The organism is Klebsiella scottii (assembly GCF_036561945.1).
In the GTDB taxonomy this organism is placed as follows: Bacteria; Pseudomonadota; Gammaproteobacteria; order Enterobacterales; family Enterobacteriaceae; genus Klebsiella; species Klebsiella scottii.
Map to the genome: position 1 here is coordinate 68,094 of NZ_JARXNI010000017.1, position 15,458 is coordinate 83,551.

The 15,458-nt window shown below is 62.6% G+C and carries 18 protein-coding genes; 17 read left to right on the plus strand and 1 reads right to left on the minus strand.

The features are described from left to right. The first annotated feature begins 17 nt into the window (after positions 1 to 17). From gspG to QFI97_RS00600, 9 genes are read left to right on the plus strand one after another with little or no spacing between them, the layout of a single operon-like run. Positions 18 to 440 carry a type II secretion system major pseudopilin GspG gene (gene gspG, locus QFI97_RS00560; RefSeq protein WP_095103692.1) on the plus strand — a complete coding sequence of 141 codons (423 nt, stop codon included), beginning with the start codon at positions 18 to 20 and terminating at the stop codon, positions 438 to 440. After that, positions 440 to 958, plus strand: coding sequence for a type II secretion system minor pseudopilin GspH (gene gspH / locus QFI97_RS00565; protein WP_346430383.1), 519 nt, complete (start codon positions 440 to 442; stop codon positions 956 to 958). The genes gspG and gspH overlap by 1 nt, the downstream gene beginning before the upstream one ends. Next, on the plus strand, positions 955 to 1,320 hold the full coding sequence (gene gspI, locus QFI97_RS00570; protein WP_095103696.1) for a type II secretion system minor pseudopilin GspI: 366 nt from the start codon (positions 955 to 957) through the stop codon (positions 1,318 to 1,320). The genes gspH and gspI overlap by 4 nt, the downstream gene beginning before the upstream one ends. A gap of 11 nt (positions 1,321 to 1,331) precedes the next feature. Beyond that, positions 1,332 to 1,916, plus strand: coding sequence for a type II secretion system minor pseudopilin GspJ (gene gspJ / locus QFI97_RS00575; RefSeq protein ID WP_095104101.1), 585 nt, complete (start codon positions 1,332 to 1,334; stop codon positions 1,914 to 1,916). Then, positions 1,913 to 2,893 (plus strand): type II secretion system minor pseudopilin GspK, encoded by a 981-nt coding sequence (gene gspK / locus QFI97_RS00580; protein ID WP_346430384.1) that lies wholly within the window; start codon positions 1,913 to 1,915, stop codon positions 2,891 to 2,893. Before gspJ ends, gspK begins: the two co-directional genes overlap by 4 nt. Further along, positions 2,886 to 4,082 carry a type II secretion system protein GspL gene (gspL, locus tag QFI97_RS00585; protein WP_346430385.1) on the plus strand — a complete coding sequence of 399 codons (1,197 nt, stop codon included), beginning with the start codon at positions 2,886 to 2,888 and terminating at the stop codon, positions 4,080 to 4,082. The genes gspK and gspL overlap by 8 nt, the downstream gene beginning before the upstream one ends. Continuing rightward, positions 4,075 to 4,566 (plus strand): type II secretion system protein M, encoded by a 492-nt coding sequence (locus QFI97_RS00590; RefSeq protein ID WP_346430386.1) that lies wholly within the window; start codon positions 4,075 to 4,077, stop codon positions 4,564 to 4,566. The genes gspL and QFI97_RS00590 overlap by 8 nt, the downstream gene beginning before the upstream one ends. Then, positions 4,556 to 5,311: a type II secretion system protein N gene (locus QFI97_RS00595; RefSeq protein WP_346430387.1), complete on the plus strand. Its 756-nt coding sequence runs from the start codon at positions 4,556 to 4,558 to the stop codon at positions 5,309 to 5,311. The genes QFI97_RS00590 and QFI97_RS00595 overlap by 11 nt, the downstream gene beginning before the upstream one ends. Beyond that, a complete protein-coding gene (locus tag QFI97_RS00600) occupies positions 5,308 to 6,108 on the plus strand; it encodes a prepilin peptidase (protein WP_346430388.1) in 801 nt (266 codons plus the stop codon). The genes QFI97_RS00595 and QFI97_RS00600 overlap by 4 nt, the downstream gene beginning before the upstream one ends. A 7-nt stretch (positions 6,109 to 6,115) precedes the next feature. On the opposite strand, the gene hrpB is transcribed toward QFI97_RS00600, so the two are convergent. Further along, positions 6,116 to 8,560 carry an ATP-dependent helicase HrpB gene (gene hrpB / locus QFI97_RS00605; RefSeq protein WP_346430389.1) on the minus strand — a complete coding sequence of 815 codons (2,445 nt, stop codon included), beginning with the start codon at positions 8,558 to 8,560 and terminating at the stop codon, positions 6,116 to 6,118. Positions 8,561 to 8,687: 127 nt separating this feature from the next. On the opposite strand from hrpB, the gene thpR reads away from it, so the two are divergent. The 8 genes from thpR to panC all read left to right on the plus strand — a co-directional run bounded on the left by thpR (position 8,688) and on the right by panC (position 15,325). Further along, on the plus strand, positions 8,688 to 9,224 hold the full coding sequence (gene thpR / locus QFI97_RS00610) for an RNA 2',3'-cyclic phosphodiesterase (protein WP_095103708.1): 537 nt from the start codon (positions 8,688 to 8,690) through the stop codon (positions 9,222 to 9,224). Continuing rightward, complete coding sequence (sfsA, locus tag QFI97_RS00615) at positions 9,224 to 9,952, plus strand: DNA/RNA nuclease SfsA (protein ID WP_095103709.1); 729 nt, start codon at positions 9,224 to 9,226, stop codon at positions 9,950 to 9,952. The genes thpR and sfsA overlap by 1 nt, the downstream gene beginning before the upstream one ends. A 152-nt stretch (positions 9,953 to 10,104) precedes the next feature. After that, positions 10,105 to 10,560 carry an RNA polymerase-binding protein DksA gene (gene dksA / locus QFI97_RS00620; RefSeq protein ID WP_004858018.1) on the plus strand — a complete coding sequence of 152 codons (456 nt, stop codon included), beginning with the start codon at positions 10,105 to 10,107 and terminating at the stop codon, positions 10,558 to 10,560. A gap of 58 nt (positions 10,561 to 10,618) precedes the next feature. Next, positions 10,619 to 11,500 carry a tRNA glutamyl-Q(34) synthetase GluQRS gene (gene gluQRS, locus QFI97_RS00625; RefSeq protein WP_095103710.1) on the plus strand — a complete coding sequence of 294 codons (882 nt, stop codon included), beginning with the start codon at positions 10,619 to 10,621 and terminating at the stop codon, positions 11,498 to 11,500. 179 nt (positions 11,501 to 11,679) lie between these two features. After that, complete coding sequence (gene pcnB / locus QFI97_RS00630) at positions 11,680 to 13,074, plus strand: polynucleotide adenylyltransferase PcnB (RefSeq protein WP_095103712.1); 1,395 nt, start codon at positions 11,680 to 11,682, stop codon at positions 13,072 to 13,074. After that, positions 13,071 to 13,550: a 2-amino-4-hydroxy-6-hydroxymethyldihydropteridine diphosphokinase gene (folK, locus tag QFI97_RS00635; RefSeq protein ID WP_095103713.1), complete on the plus strand. Its 480-nt coding sequence runs from the start codon at positions 13,071 to 13,073 to the stop codon at positions 13,548 to 13,550. The genes pcnB and folK overlap by 4 nt, the downstream gene beginning before the upstream one ends. A 117-nt stretch (positions 13,551 to 13,667) precedes the next feature. Further along, positions 13,668 to 14,459, plus strand: coding sequence for a 3-methyl-2-oxobutanoate hydroxymethyltransferase (gene panB / locus QFI97_RS00640; protein ID WP_331834579.1), 792 nt, complete (start codon positions 13,668 to 13,670; stop codon positions 14,457 to 14,459). A gap of 11 nt (positions 14,460 to 14,470) precedes the next feature. After that, positions 14,471 to 15,325 carry a pantoate--beta-alanine ligase gene (panC, locus tag QFI97_RS00645; protein ID WP_041144089.1) on the plus strand — a complete coding sequence of 285 codons (855 nt, stop codon included), beginning with the start codon at positions 14,471 to 14,473 and terminating at the stop codon, positions 15,323 to 15,325. The last annotated feature ends 133 nt before the right edge of the window (positions 15,326 to 15,458 follow it).

Sequence of the window (15,458 nt, forward strand, 5' to 3'; positions counted from 1 at the left end):
TCTTAATGGAGAAAAATATGCAACGACAGCGTGGATTCACCCTACTGGAAATTATGGTGGTGATTGTCATCCTCGGTATTCTTGCCAGCCTGGTGGTACCTAACCTGATGGGCAATAAAGAAAAAGCGGACCGGCAAAAGGTGGTCAGCGATCTGGTGGCGCTGGAAGGCGCGCTGGATATGTACAAGCTGGATAACAGCCGCTATCCCAACACCGAGCAGGGGCTCGCGGCGCTGGTCAGCCGTCCCACCGCCGAGCCGCTGGCGCGTAACTATCCGGAAGGCGGCTATATCCGCCGTCTGCCGCAGGACCCGTGGGGCAACGACTATCAGCTGCTCAGCCCGGGCCAGCACGGCCAGGTCGACGTCTTTAGCGTCGGGCCGGACGGCATGCCGGACACCAACGACGATCTCGGCAACTGGAATATCGGGAAAAAATAGTGCAACAGCGCGGCTTCACGCTACTGGAGATGATGCTCATTTTGCTGCTGATGGGCGTTAGCGCGGGCATGGTGATGCTGGCGTTTCCGCCATCGCGCGAGGATGACGCGGCGCAGATCCTCGAGCGCTTCCAGGCACAGCTGAGCTTTGTCCGTGACCGCGGGCTGCAGACCGGCCAGTTCTACGGTATCTCGATTCACCCCGACCGCTGGCAGTTTATGCGGCTGCAGTCCGCAGACGAGAACGGCAGAGCCGGAGAAGCGGACGACGGCGAGGAGAGTCCCCGCTGGCAGCCGCTGCAGATTGGTCGCCTCGCCACCTCGGGCAGCGCCGCCCCGGAACCGCTGGCGCTGAGCTTTCCCGATGGCGCCGCCTGGACGCCTGGCGAACTGCCCGACGTTTTGCTGTTCCCCGGCGGGGAAGTGACGCCCTTTCAGCTGCGCATCGGCAGCGGGCAGGCGCTGAACGTTGATGCTCGCGGCGACATTCAGCCGGCGCAGCGGGAGGAGAGTCCATGAAATCACAATCCGGGATGACGCTTATCGAAGTCATGGTCGCGCTGGTGGTCTTCGCCCTCGCCGGGCTGTCCGTGATGCAGGCAACGCTGCAGCAGACCCGCCACCTCGGGCGAATGGAGGAGAAAACCCTCGCCGGGTGGCTTGCCGACAATCAGCTAATCCAGCTGAAGCTGGAAAACCGCTGGCCGGCGTTGAGCCCCTCGGAAACGACGGTCCAGGCGGCAGGCGGCAGCTGGCACATCCGCTGGCAGGGCGTCGAAACGGAGCTCCCGCAGCTGCGGGCGCTGGACGTCGAGGTCCGCCATGATAAAAGCGATAAGGCTCCGGTCTCTTCGCTGCGCACCTGGGTGACCCGGCCATGAAGAATGGCACCATGCGCGGCTTTACCCTCGTTGAAATGCTGCTGGCGCTGGCGATCCTCGCCGCGCTGAGCGTGGCGGCGATCGGCGTACTGCAAAACGTCATTCGCGCGGATACGCTCACCAAAGAAAAAGCGCAGCAGATCCAGGCGCTGCAGCAGACCTTTAGCCAGATGGCCGCCGACTTCAACCAGATCGTTCCCCGCCGCGGGCGCAACGACGACGCCCTGTTCTCTGCCGGGCGCTTCCTGCTGGGCAGCGACGACTGGGCGATAGCCTTTAGCCGCAGCGGCTGGCCAAACCCGATGGGCATTTTGCCGCGCTCAGAGATCCAGAGCGTCAGCTACCGCCTGCGCCAGCAGCAGCTGGAGCGTCTGAGCTATGACCAGCAGGACCCGCTCACCGGCAGCCGGCCGACGACCTGGGTCCTGCAGCGCGACGTCCAGGCGTTCCGCCTGCGCTTTTACGCCAGCGGCCGCTGGCAGGATCGCTGGGAGTCCGCGCAAAATCTGCCGCAGGCGCTTGAAGTCACCTTAACGCTGAAGGGCTACGGCGACATCACGCGCCTGTTTTTGCTTGCCCCCGGAGACCAGCCGTGAACGGCCGACAGCGCGGCGTCGCGCTGCTGATGGTGCTGCTGATCCTCGCCCTGATGATGGTGCTGGCGAGCGCCATTAGCGAAAGAACGGCGCGGATGTACCAGCAAACGGCCACCACCCTCGATAACCTGCAGGCCAAATGGTACGCGCTGGGCGCGGAGACGATGGTCGCCGCCCTGCTGCAGCGCGACGCGCTTGATTCGCCGAATCAAACCCATCTGGCGCAAAACTGGGCCCAGCAGGGACGCCGCTTTACGCTCGCCGACGGTGAGATTTACGCCACTATTACCGACGACCAGGCCTGTTTCAATCTGAACGCCATCAACCGCACCGCCGCCGATGAAAGCGAAGCGATCCCCGCCGCGGCGCGCGCCTTTACCCGTCTGCTGGAAAAGCTCGGCGCGGAGCCGCTGCGCGCCCTGCAGCTCACCGCCGCCCTGCGCGACTGGATCGATGCGGATAGTCAGCCGCTGCTTAACGGCGCGGAAGACGAGGTCTATATGGCGCAGTCCCCGGGCTACCTGACCGGCAACCAGAATATCCAGGATCTCAGCGAGCTGCGCCTGCTCGCCGGGATGGACCCGGCGCTGTACCAGCGTCTGCTGCCCTACGTCTGCGCCCAGCCGAACGACGCCCTGCAGATCAATATCAATACCCTGAAGCCGGCGCAGGCCGCTCTGCTGGCTGCGCTATTCCCCGCCGATCTCAGCATTCAGCAGGCGCGCCAGCTGCTGAGCGCCCGTCCGGCAAGCGGCTGGAACAGCGTTGCCGCGTTTTTAGCCCAGCAGGCGCTGCAGGACACCGACACCACCGCCGTACGCCCCTGGCTGACGGTCCATAGTGAACGCTTTGTCGCCTCGTTCACCGTGGTCATGGGCAGCGCGCGCTATCAGCAGCGCAGCCTCCTGCAGCTGGAGGGGCGCAGCTTCCGCGTTTTCCAGCGACGTTATGGACTTTACAGAGTGGCCGATGAATAACGATAAAACGCCGCCGCGCGCGGCGCTCATTTTGCGCCTTGGCGCCCCTGACCGGCCGATAGCCTGGCGCCTGTTCTCCCCTGGGCAGCCGGAGAGAGCCGGCGCATGGTCTCCCGGTGACGATGACCCGACGCTGCGCGAGCTGGCGGCGCGCTATCCCGCCTGGGTATTAGTTCCCGCCAGCGACTGCGCTTTTCACCGCGTGACGCTGCCCGCCGGCCTGCGCCAGCGCCCGCAGCAGATCCTGCCCTTCCTGCTCGAAGAGCAGCTGGCAACCGACGTCGAAGAGGTCCATTTTGCGCTGCTCCACCGGCAGAAAAATATCTGCCATGTCGCCGCCCTGCAGCGGCAAAAAATGCGCGAGTGGCTCGTCCGCTGCGACGAGCTGGGGCTGGAGGTCCTCGCCCTGACGCCGGATGTGCTGGCCCTCCCCTTCACTCCGGGCCGCTGGAGCGCGCTGCAGGTCGGCGAACAGTGGCTGATTCGCCACCAGGCCTGGGGCGGGATGGCGGCGGAAGCCGGCTGGCTGGCCGAGCTGCTCTCCCCCGGCGAGGAGCAGCCGCCGATCGACAGCTACTCTCCGCCCCCGCCGATCCCGGCGCCGTGGCGCGAACAGGCGGCTCAGGATTTACTCCAGCTGGCGGCGGCGGATCCGGCGGCGCAGCGCATCTGCTTACGCCAAGGAGACTTTGCGCCGAAGCGCCGCTGGCAGCCCGCCGGGCTGCGCTGGCGTCCGGCGATGGCCGCAGCCGCCGCGCTGGCGCTGCTGTGGGGCACCAACGCCGTGCTCGATCATCTGGCGCTCGGCCAGCGGGCAGCCGCGGCTCAGCAGGCCAGCCAGGGGTTTTATCGCCAGTGGTTTAAAACGGAGACCCGGGTGATTAATCCGCGCCTGCAGATGCAGCAGCATCTGCGCCAGCTTGAGCAGACGGCGGCGCACCCGCCGGCAGTCGTCACCATCGGCCTGGTGCAAAAAATCGTGGCCGAGACCCCGGGCGTTCGCCTGCGGGCATTGGCCTATGATGGCGCGCGCAACGCCCTGCAGCTCGACGTTTCGGCGGTATCGCCCCGGGCGCTGGAGCAGTTCACTCTCCGGGCGCAGCCCCATTTTCGCGTACGAACCGGCGAAATGAAGCCGCGCGCGGATGGTATTGAAGGGCGTCTCTCCCTGGAGGGTAACGATGGATAGCCTGCGTATTTTATGGCAGCAGCGCTCGCAGCGGGAGCAGCGCCTGCTGATGGCGATGGCCATCGCGCTGTTCGTCGGTATCGCGTATTACGCCTTCTGGCAGCCGTGGCTCAACCGCGAACAGCAGTGGCGGCAAACCCTCGTCAAAGAGCAGGCCAGCCTGCGCTGGATGCGGCAGCAGACTCCGCTGCTACAGCAGCTAAGCCGCCAGCAGCCTGGCCCTGCGGCCAGCGGCGAGGAGCCTTCGGCGGTCATCATGCGCGAGGCGGTCCGTCAGAAACTGGCGATCGTCCGACTGCAGCCGCAGGGGATGCGGGTGAGCGTCACCCTCGAAGCCTGCACCTTTCAGGCTCTGATGTCATGGCTGGACGCGCTGGGCCGAGGGGGAATTCACGCCGCCTCGCTGGCCGTCACCGCGCATCCCCAGCGTCCCGGCTGGGTGACGGTGAATACTCTGATCCTCGAGCGTCAGCATGAGAAGTAAAGCCGCCATCGGACTTCTGCTCGGCGCCTGGCTGCTGTGGATGCTGCTCACCGCCCCCGCCAGGCTGCTGACCGCCGCGCTGCCGGCCGGGATCGGCGTCGGCGAGCTTGCCGGCACCGTCTGGCGAGGCGAGGCCAGAGATATTGCCTGGCGCGGAGTCAGCCTCGCCCACCTGCGCTGGCAGCTGGCTTTCTCCGGCGCGCTTCCGGGCTGGCGTATTTCGTTCAGCGATCCCAGCGGGCTGCGCGGCCAGGCCTGGCTCCAGGGGCTGAGCGCGCTGACCCTGCGCGATGGCCGCTTTATCGTCCCCGCCAGTATTGCCGGCCGCGGGCTGGCGCAGGCAGGGGCGGTTGACGCCGGCGGCCTGATTACGGTGGAAATCGCCGAGGCTCGCTTCAGCCATGCCGGCTGCCAGCAGATATCCGAGGGGCGCGCGCGCTGGCAGGATGCGACGCTAAGCTCGCCCGCCAGCTCCCTGACGCTGGCCAGCGTCAGCGGCAAATTCAGCTGTACGCCTGCGGGCGCGCTGGCGATGAACATCAGCCAGGACTCGCATCAGCTGAGCCTAAGCGGACAGGGCACCCTCGCGCCTGACGGCGGCTACGCCTTTCGCGGCACGCTGCAGAGCCGACAGTCAACGCCGACGCTGCTCGCGGCGCTTATCGCCCAGGGCGGCCGCCAGGATGAACATGGACGCACGCCCTGGCAGCTGCAGGGCAAATGGTCGCCACGGGAGAAACCATGACCCTATTTACCGCATTTTCCCAGCAGTTCCCCCTGATATGGGGCTGCTTTTTGTTTATTTTTGGCCTGTGCTTCGGCAGCTTTTTTAACGTCGTGATCTACCGGCTGCCGCTGATGTTAATGGCCGAGGAGGGGCAGGAGCGGCTCAATCTCAGCTTTCCGCCGTCGTTCTGCCCGCAGTGTCGGCAGCCCGTTGCCTGGCGGGATAACGTCCCGCTGTTCAGCTTCCTGCTGCTGAAGGGCCGCTCCCGCTGCTGCGCGCGGCCGATTTCACGCCGCTATCCGCTGACCGAGCTATTCTGCGGGCTGCTGTTTGTTCTCGCCGGGTATCTGCTGACTCCCGGTTTACCGCTGCTGGGCGGGCTGGGGCTGCTTTCCACCCTGCTGGTGCTGGCCATCATCGACGGCAGGACGCAGCTGCTCCCCGATTGCCTGACGCTACCGCTGCTGTGGGCCGGGCTGCTGTTTAATCTCAACGCCGCGTTTGTGCCGCTGACGGATGCGGTTATCGGCGCGGTGGCGGGCTACGTGTCGCTCTGGGCGGTGTACTGGGTATTTCGGCTGCTGACCGGCAAGGAGGCGCTGGGATATGGCGATTTTAAGCTGCTGGCGGCGCTCGGCGCGTGGTCCGGCTGGCAGGCGCTGCCGCATACGCTGCTGCTGGCCTCAGCCAGCGGGCTGATCTGGACCTTACTGCAGCGGCGGCTGACCCGCCAGGCGCTGGATCAGCCGCTGGCCTTCGGCCCCTGGCTGGCGCTGGCCGGCGGCGGCCTGTTTTTATGGGTCCAGGCGTCGTAGGCTGGGCTCAGCGCGAACCCGGCGACGAATACTTTTTGGTGCGGCGGGTCGCAGCGGCGTTTGCCGGATCGTCCGGCCAGACGTGTTTGGGGTAGCGACCCTTCATCTCCTTTTGCACTTCCCGATAGGCTCCCTGCCAGAATGCGCTAAGATCGCGGGTGATCTGCAGCGGGCGCTGGGCGGGCGACAGCAGCTCCAGCACCAGCGCCATGCGGCCCTGGGCAATCATCGGAGTCGTCGCTTCGCCAAACATCTCCTGCATGCGTACCGCCAGAGCCGGCGGGTTTTCCTCATGGTAACGAATGGCGATCCGGCTGCCCGTCGGCACGACGTAGTGCGTTGGCAGCTCGCTATCGAGCTTCTGGCGCAGCGGCCACGGCAGCCAGTTTTGCAGCGCCTGGCGAATATCCAGCGCCCTGAGCGCGCGCAGCGAGTGCACTCCGCTCATTTGCGGCAGCAGCCACTCCTCCAGCGTAGCCAGCAGCGAAGCCTCATCAACCGCCGGCCACGCCTCCTCCGGCAGCCACTGCGCCGCGCAGTGCAGGCGCAGACGGAGCTGCTCCGCCTCCGCCGTCCAGTTCAGCACGCTGAGGCCTTTATCGCGAATGCCGTTGAGCATCGCCCGGTGCAGCTCCTCTTCCGACGGTTTTGCCAGCGGCTGAGTTTTGATCACCAGCTGCCCGATACAGGTGCGTCGCCAGGCCTTCAGCGTTCCCTGCGCCTCATCCCACTCCACGGTATCGGAGCGCTGCGCCAGATCCGGCAGCTGCTCCAGCAGCGCGGTAATATCCAGCGGTTGCGCAAGTAAAATGCGCGCATCCGGCGATGAGCTTCCCTGCAGCAGCAGAGGCGCAATCAGCCACTCATGGCGTCCGAGCGCGTCATCGGCGTTAAGCATCGCCCCCATGCCGTTTGCCAGCTGATAGCGCCCCTCCTGGCCGCGTCGGCGGGCAATCCAGTCGGCAAAGGCCGGCGCCAGCAGCGCCGCCGCGCGCTGCGCGTCCGGATAGCCTCCGCGGCTGCCGAGGCGCTTCAGCAGCTGCTGCGCCCGCTGCTGCCAGCCAGGCTGCTGGCGGGCAAACGCCGAGCCAAGATCGCTATTGCCGCCGCGCGGCGGTTCTTCGAGGATCGCCGCCAGCTTAGCCGCCGTTGCCGCCGCATCGGGAGAGTCCGCCGCGGTCAGCATGGCCGCAAGGCGCGGATCGTTGCCCAGCGCGGCCATTTTACGCCCGCGCGCCGACAGCCTGCCGCCCTCCAGCGCCGAGAGCGCCGTCAGCAGGCGCCGGGCCGCCGCCAGGTTGGCTTCCGGCGGCAGATCCAGCCAGCGGAGTTCGGCGGGATCGTGACATCCCCACTGCAGCAGCTCCAGCAGCAGCGACGACAGATCGCTTTGCAGGATCTCCGGGTCGCTCTGCGCCGCCGCGCGTTCCGCCTGCTCTTTGGCGATCAGATGCTGGCAAATACCGGGCTCCAGACGCCCGGCGCGACCGGCGCGCTGGGTCATGGATGCCTGGCTGATACGCTGAGTTATCAGGCGGGTTAAGCCGGTGCGGGGGTCAAAGCGGGCAACCCGCTCCTGGGCGCTATCCACCACCAGACGGATCCCCTCAATGGTCAGGCTGGTTTCGGCGATATTGGTCGCCAGCACCACCTTGCGCGTTCCCTTCGCCGCCGGCAGAATCGCCTTACGCTGCTCGCTCAGCGGCAGCGCCCCGTACAAGGGACAGATAGCCACATCGTCGGCAACCCGCCCGGCCAGTTGCTCCTGCACCCGCTGAATTTCGCCGACGCCGGGGAGAAACAGCAGCATCGACCCGCTCTCCTGGCGCAGCAGCTCGGCGGCGGCTATCGCCACCGCCTCATCAAAGCGCTGGTGTGCGGCGAGCGCCTGATAGCGCTTCTCCACCGGGAAAGCCCGGCCTGCGGAGGTAATCACCGGCGCCTGCGGCAGCAGCCGCTGCAGGCGATCGTTGTCCAGCGTCGCCGACATAATCAGCAGCTTAAGATCGTCGCGCAGGCCCTGCTGCACGTCGAGCAGCAGGGCGAGGGCCAGATCCGCCTGCAGGCTGCGTTCGTGGAACTCATCGAGGATCACCAGCCCAACGCCCGTCAGCTCGGGATCGTGCTGGAGCGTGCGCGTCAGGATCCCCTCGGTGACCACTTCGATTCGGGTATTCGGCCCGACGCAGGTTTCCGCACGCATCCGGTAGCCCACGGTATCGCCCGGCTTCTCGCCCAGCAGTTCGGCCAGGCGCTGCGCCACGTTGCGCGCCGCCAGCCGGCGCGGTTCCAGCAGGATAATGCGCCCGTCGATATGGCCCGCCGCGAGGATTTGCAGCGGCAGCCAGGTCGATTTACCGGCGCCGGTTGGCGCATTGAGCAACACCTGCGGCGCCTGCTGCAGAGCGGAGAGAAGTTCGGGGAGGACGGCGGCAACCGGCAATGAGGACACGAAAGGCTCCAGGGCTTAACATTCAAGGGCAGGCATTGTAGCATCACGCCAGACTTGTCGTCTTTCGCGTTGCAGATCCGCTGCAGGTTGACATTCATCGCACTGAAATGATTAGCGGGTATTTATCATGTCCGAGCCGAAAAGGCTGTTTTTCGCCCTTGAACTGCCTGAAGAGGTGCAGCGACAGATCGTCGACTGGCGCGCCCTGAGCTTCCCGGATGACGCCGGCAGGCCGGTGGCAAAAGATAATCTGCACCTGACGCTGGCGTTTCTTGGCGAGGTCAGCGCGGATAAGCAGCGCGCGCTGGCGGCGCTGGCGGGACGCATTCGCCAGCCCGGCTTTACGCTGACCCTCGACGATGCCGGACAGTGGCTGCGTTCGCGCGTGGTGTGGCTCGGTACGCGCCAGCCGCCGCGCGGCGTGCTGCAGCTGGCCAGCATGCTGCGCGCGCAGGCGGCCCGCAGCGGCTGCTATCAAAGCCCGCAGCCGTTCCACCCGCATATCACCCTGCTGCGCGACGCCCGCAGCGCGGTCCCCATTCCGCCGCCCGGCTTCAGCTGGACGTTTGCGGTCCGTGAATTTGTACTTTATGAATCCAGCTTTGCCCGCGGACGTACCCGCTATACCGCGCTGGAACGTTATCCCTTCAACAAGGAAAGCTGATGCAGTTCAACCCACCGCTCCAGTCCGCCGTTCTGATTAAACGTTACAAACGATTTCTGGCCGACGTTGTGACTCCCGACGGGCGGGAGCTGACCCTGCACTGCCCGAACACCGGGGCGATGACCGGCTGCGCTACCCCCGGCGATACCGTCTGGTATTCGACCTCTGACAACGTGAAGCGCAAGTATGCCCATACCTGGGAATTAACCGAAACCCAGCAGGGCGCGACAATTTGCGTGAATACTTTACGCGCCAATACGCTGGCGAAAGAGGCGATACTGGCGGGAAATATTCGCGAACTTTCTGGCTATAATACGTTGAAAAGTGAAGTGAAATATGGTGGTGAGAATAGCCGCATCGATATTATGTTACAGGCAGAAGATCGACAAAACTGCTATATTGAAGTGAAATCGGTTACCTTAGCGGAAAAAGAGAGCGGTTATTTCCCCGATGCGGTCACCGAGCGCGGCCAGAAGCACCTGCGGGAGCTGATGGGCGTGGCGGCAGCGGGAGATCGGGCGGTTATTTTGTTCGCCGTGCTGCATTCGGCGATCGACCGTTTTTCTCCCGCTCACCACATTGATGCCAGATACGCACAGCTATTGATTGAAGCGCAAACCAAGGGGGTTGAAATTCTCGCATATAAAGCGGAACTTTCTACCGAGATGATGACTCTGAATAAGCCGATTACCGTGGTGTTAACTCCCGGTAAACAAACGGCTAAATAGTGTCCGGGTCGCGAGCGCAAATACGCTTTTCTTCACAGGGTTGTCAAGTGTAACGTTTAGATAATTGCTATCCGGAAAAGCATCTGCTATTTATAGCGGCCTGATTTTTCCCCCACCATGGGGATCGATAGTGCGTGTTAAGGAGAAGCAACATGCAAGAAGGGCAAAACCGTAAAACATCGTCCCTGAGTATTCTCGCCATCGCTGGGGTGGAGCCGTACCAAGAGAAACCGGGCGAAGAGTATATGAATGAAGCCCAGCTAGCGCACTTCAAGCGTATTCTTGAAGCATGGCGTAATCAACTCAGGGATGAAGTGGATCGCACCGTATCACACATGCAGGATGAAGCAGCTAACTTCCCGGACCCGGTAGATCGTGCTGCTCAGGAAGAAGAATTCAGCCTGGAACTGCGTAACCGCGATCGCGAACGTAAACTCATCAAAAAGATCGAGAAAACACTGAAGAAAGTCGAAGACGAAGATTTCGGCTTTTGTGAATCCTGTGGCGTTGAGATCGGCATTCGCCGTCTGGAAGCGCGTCCGACCGCAGATCTGTGCATCGATTGCAAAACTCTGGCGGAAATTCGCGAAAAACAGATGGCTGGCTAATCCACTTCGCTATCGTATCTCCGGCGGGAGTTTCTCCCGCCTACATGCTCTATAGACCATGAATGACTCACGCTATACAGGCCGCTTTGCCCCCTCACCTTCCGGCGAACTCCATTTCGGTTCCTTGATTGCCGCACTCGGCAGCTATCTACAGGCTCGGGCAAAAAACGGGATCTGGCGCGTACGCATTGAGGATATCGACCCGCCGCGGGAAGTTCCCGGCGCTGCCGATACCATTCTGCGCCAGCTTGAGCACTACGGACTGCACTGGGATGGCGAAGTGCTGTGGCAGTCGCAGCGTCATGAAGCCTACCGCGAGCACCTTGCCTGGCTGCATGAGCAGGGGCTTTGCTATTACTGCACCTGCACCCGCGCGCGTATTCACTCCGTCGGCGGCGTCTATGACGGCCACTGCCGCGACCTGCGGCTGCCGGCTCAGAACGCCGCTCTGCGCATACGCCAAACCCGGCCGGTTCTCGCGTTTTATGACCAGCTGCGCGGCACCATCGTTGCCGACGAGCCGCTGGCGCGCGAAGATTTTATTATCCACCGCCGCGACGGCCTGTTCGCCTATAATCTTGCGGTAGTGGTGGACGATCGTTTCCAGGGAGTGAGCGAGATAGTCCGCGGCGCCGATCTTATTGAGCCCACGGTGCGGCAGATTTCGCTCTACCAGCACTTCGGCTGGCAGGCGCCGGATTATATGCATCTGCCGCTGGCGCTGAACGCCGAGGGGAATAAACTCTCCAAACAAAATCACGCCCCGGCGCTGCCGGAAGGCGATCCGCGTCCCGAAATTATACGGGCGCTAATGTTTCTTAATCAGGATGTTGAGCAGGAATGGCGAGCGTTGAGTATCGATGATTTACTCAAACAGGCGGTAGCGAACTGGAAACCGGAAAAAATCCAGCATTCTCAAATGGCTCCCGCTGAGCTATGATTAGCCGCAATTTTTACTCATCGCCTTACGCATTGCCGCTGCGATAGCCGCATTTGTCCGCCCAGGTGACATAGTTCGCTATGCAACCGGGAGCCCACAAGCCTGTCGCCGTGCTGCAATCTGAAGTCCATAGAGTAGCTTTTTGGTCCTGAAGTCAGTCTGACACTACGAGGTGCAACATTTTTACCCGAGTCGCTAATTTTTGCCGTAAGGTGCTAAGCCGTGAGGAACGCGAGGCAGAAGCCGCCGTCGAACAAACGCATATGACGGTTATCCCGCGTGAACAGCATGCAATTTCCCGCAAAGATATCAGTGATAATGCCCTCAAGGTGCTCTATCGACTGAACAAGGCGGGCTACGAAGCCTATCTCGTCGGCGGTGGCGTACGCGACCTCCTGCTTGGCAAGAAACCGAAAGATTTCGACGTCACCACCAGCGCTACCCCGGATCAGGTACGTAAACTGTTCCGCAACTGCCGCCTGGTCGGCCGCCGTTTCCGTCTGGCTCACGTCATGTTCGGGCCGGAGATTATCGAAGTCGCCACCTTCCGTGGTCACCACGAAGGGCATACGACCGATCGCGTAACCTCGCAGCTCGGCCAGAACGGCATGCTGCTGCGCGATAACATCTTCGGCTCCATCGAAGAAGATGCCCAGCGCCGCGATTTCACCATTAACAGCCTTTACTACAGCGTTGCCGACTTTACCGTGCGCGATTACGTTGGCGGCATGAGGGATCTGCAGGAAGGCGTTATCCGCCTGATTGGCGATCCGGAAACCCGCTACCGCGAAGATCCGGTACGCATGCTGCGCGCGGTGCGCTTTGCCGCCAAGCTCAATATGAGCATCAGCGCAGAAAGCGCCGAGCCGATCCCGCGCCTTGCGGCGCTGCTTCACGACGTCCCTCCGGCGCGTCTGTTTGAAGAAGTGCTGAAGCTGCTGCAGGCGGGCTACGGTTTTGATACCTATATGCTGCTGCGCGAATACAACCTGTTCCAGCCGCTGTTCCCGACCATCACCCGCTACTTTACCGAGCACGGCGATAGTCCGATGGAGCACATCATCACCCAGGTTCTGAAGAACACGGATAACCGCATCCATAACGATATGCGCGTTAATCCGGCGTTCCTGTTTGCGGTGATGTTCTGGTATCCGCTGCTGGAAATGGCGCAGAAAATTACCCAGGAAAGCGGCCTGGCGTACAACGACGCCTTCCTGCTGGCGATGAACGACGTGCTGGACGAAGCCTGCCGTACGCTGGCGATTCCGAAGCGCATCACCACCCTGGTTCGCGACATCTGGCAGCTGCAGCTGCGGATGTCCCGCCGCCAGGGCAAACGCGCGTGGAAGCTGATGGAGCATCCAAAATTCCGCGCCGCGTACGATCTGCTTGAGCTGCGCGCCGGCGCCGAAAAGAACGGCGAGCTGCTGCGCCTGACCAAATGGTGGGGCGAGTTCCAGGTAGCCCCGCCGCCAGATCAAAAAGATATGCTGAACGAACTCGATGAAGAGCCGGCACCGCGCCGCCGTCATCGTCGCCCACGCAAACGCGCCCCGCGCCCGGGCGGCGCATGACGCTCGCCTTTATCGCCCTCGGCAGCAATCTGGCCGCTCCTCTGGAGCAGGTTAATGCTGCCGTCGCTGCGCTGGCGGAGATCCCCAACAGCCGGATCGTCGCCGTCTCCTCTTTCTACCGCACGCCGCCGCTGGGACCGCAGGATCAGCCTGACTACCTTAACGCCGCCGTCGCGCTGGAGACCGGGCTTGCCGCAGAAGAGTTGCTGAATCATACCCAGCGCATCGAGCTGCAGCAGGGTCGCGAACGCAAGGCCGAACGCTGGGGCCCGCGCACGCTCGATCTTGATATCATGCTGTTTGGCGAGCAGGTTATTGACAGCGAACGCCTGACGGTGCCGCATTACGACATGAAAAACCGCGGCTTTATGCTGTGGCCGCTGTTTGAGATTGCCCCTGAACTCCATTTTCCTGACGGCGTCGCGTTACGCACCGTACTGACCCGGCTCGCTGCCGATAAACCCGCCCTCTGGTAGTCCCCGCGGCTTTAAGCAATTACGGCAATCGTGGTCATCGGTTGCCTAAAACCGTTGCCCCCTCCAATGCTGCTGTTAGAATGCCGGTTAATATGACTTTCATCATCAGGAAACGTTATGAAACCAACCACTATCGCCCTGCTGCAGAAATGCAAACAGGAGAAGAAGCGCTTCGCCACGATCACCGCCTACGACTATAGCTTCGCCAGGCTGTTTGCCGATGAAGGCATCAACGTGATGCTGGTTGGCGACTCGCTGGGCATGACGGTACAGGGCCACGACTCCACGCTGCCGGTGACGGTCGAAGACATTGCCTACCACACCCAGGCAGTACGTCGCGGCGCTCCGGCCTGCCTGCTGCTCGCCGACCTGCCGTTTATGGCCTACGCCACGCCGGAACAGACCTTTGCCAATGCCGCCGTGGTGATGCGCGCGGGGGCGAATATGGTCAAAATCGAAGGCGGCGCGTGGCTGGCTGAGACCGTAAAAATGCTGACGGAACGGGCGGTGCCGGTTTGTGGTCACCTTGGCCTGACGCCGCAGTCGGTTAACGTTTTTGGCGGCTATAAGGTTCAGGGACGCGGCGATGCGGCCCAAACGCTGCTTGACGACGCGCTGGCGCTGGAAGCCGCAGGCGCGCAGCTGCTGGTGCTGGAGTGCGTGCCGGTCGCGCTGGCCCAGCGCGTTACCGACGCGTTGACCATCCCGGTGATCGGCATCGGCGCGGGCAACGTTACCGACGGGCAAATCCTCGTTATGCATGACGCCTTCGGCATCACCGGCGGCCATATCCCTAAATTCGCTAAAAATTTCCTCGCCGCAGCAGGCGACATACGCGCGGCGGTACGGCAGTATATTGCCGAAGTGGAGTCCGGCGTCTATCCGGGCGAAGAACACAGTTTCCATTAAGGAGTCTTGTTGTGCTGATTATTGAATCCCTGCCGCTGCTGCGTCAGCATATCCGCCGTTTACGTCAGGAAGGCAAGCGCATTGCGCTGGTCCCCACCATGGGCAACCTGCATGACGGTCATATGAAGCTGGTTGATGAAGCGAAAGCCAGCGCTGACGTCGTGGTGGTCAGCATTTTCGTTAACCCGATGCAGTTCGACCGCCCTGACGATTTGACGCGCTACCCGCGCACGCTGCAGGACGATTGCGAGAAGCTGAACAAACGCAAAGTGGACTTCGTATTCGCACCGGCTCCGGCGGAAATCTATCCGCACGGTACCGAAGGTCAGACCTACGTCGATGTTCCAGGCCTGTCGACCATGCTTGAAGGGGCCAGCCGTCCGGGCCACTTCCGCGGCGTCTCCACCATCGTCAGCAAACTGTTCAACCTGGTGCAGCCGGACGTTGCCTGCTTTGGCGAGAAGGATTTCCAGCAGCTGGCGCTGATCCGCAAGATGGTTGCCGACATGGGTTACGATATCGAGATTATCGGCGTACCGATTATCCGCGCCAAAGATGGCTTAGCGCTCAGTTCACGCAACGGCTACCTTACCGCTGATCAGCGCAAGATCGCCCCAGGGCTGTATAAAGTGCTGAATAGCGTGGCGGAAAAGCTGGCGGCCGGCGATCGTAATCTGGATGAAATGATTACCCTTGCCGGGCAGGAGCTGGACGAAAAGGGCTTCCGCTCCGACGATATTCAGATCCGCGATGCGGATACGCTGCTGGAGCTGACGGAAACCAGCCAACGGGCGGTGATCCTGATGGCAGCATGGCTCGGCCAGGCGCGTCTTATCGACAACAAAATCGTCGAGCTCGGCCTGTAGACAAAGGTTAAAAACCGGGCAATACTGCCCGGCATTTGCTCAAGCGGATGCGATATCCGCTTCGTTTTCGTCAGGTAGATACCCGCAATAGTTCGAGTGCAGCCAGCCTGTATGCCGCTTGAAGTATGACGGG

Bases quoted from the DNA above. Each gene is read 5' to 3' on its own strand.
- gspG (WP_095103692.1), top strand. From the start codon at position 18: ATGCAACGACAGCGTGGATTCACCCTACTGGAAATTATGGTGGTGATT.
- gspI (WP_095103696.1), top strand. From the start codon at position 955: ATGAAATCACAATCCGGGATGACGCTTATCGAAGTCATGGTCGCGCTG.
- gspJ (WP_095104101.1), top strand. From the start codon at position 1,332: ATGCGCGGCTTTACCCTCGTTGAAATGCTGCTGGCGCTGGCGATCCTC.
- gspL (WP_346430385.1), top strand. From the start codon at position 2,886: ATGAATAACGATAAAACGCCGCCGCGCGCGGCGCTCATTTTGCGCCTT.
- QFI97_RS00590 (WP_346430386.1), top strand. From the start codon at position 4,075: ATGGATAGCCTGCGTATTTTATGGCAGCAGCGCTCGCAGCGGGAGCAG.
- QFI97_RS00595 (WP_346430387.1), top strand. From the start codon at position 4,556: ATGAGAAGTAAAGCCGCCATCGGACTTCTGCTCGGCGCCTGGCTGCTG.
- QFI97_RS00600 (WP_346430388.1), top strand. From the start codon at position 5,308: ATGACCCTATTTACCGCATTTTCCCAGCAGTTCCCCCTGATATGGGGC.
- thpR (WP_095103708.1), top strand. From the start codon at position 8,688: ATGTCCGAGCCGAAAAGGCTGTTTTTCGCCCTTGAACTGCCTGAAGAG.
- sfsA (WP_095103709.1), top strand. From the start codon at position 9,224: ATGCAGTTCAACCCACCGCTCCAGTCCGCCGTTCTGATTAAACGTTAC.
- dksA (WP_004858018.1), top strand. From the start codon at position 10,105: ATGCAAGAAGGGCAAAACCGTAAAACATCGTCCCTGAGTATTCTCGCC.
- gluQRS (WP_095103710.1), top strand. From the start codon at position 10,619: ATGAATGACTCACGCTATACAGGCCGCTTTGCCCCCTCACCTTCCGGC.
- folK (WP_095103713.1), top strand. From the start codon at position 13,071: ATGACGCTCGCCTTTATCGCCCTCGGCAGCAATCTGGCCGCTCCTCTG.
- panB (WP_331834579.1), top strand. From the start codon at position 13,668: ATGAAACCAACCACTATCGCCCTGCTGCAGAAATGCAAACAGGAGAAG.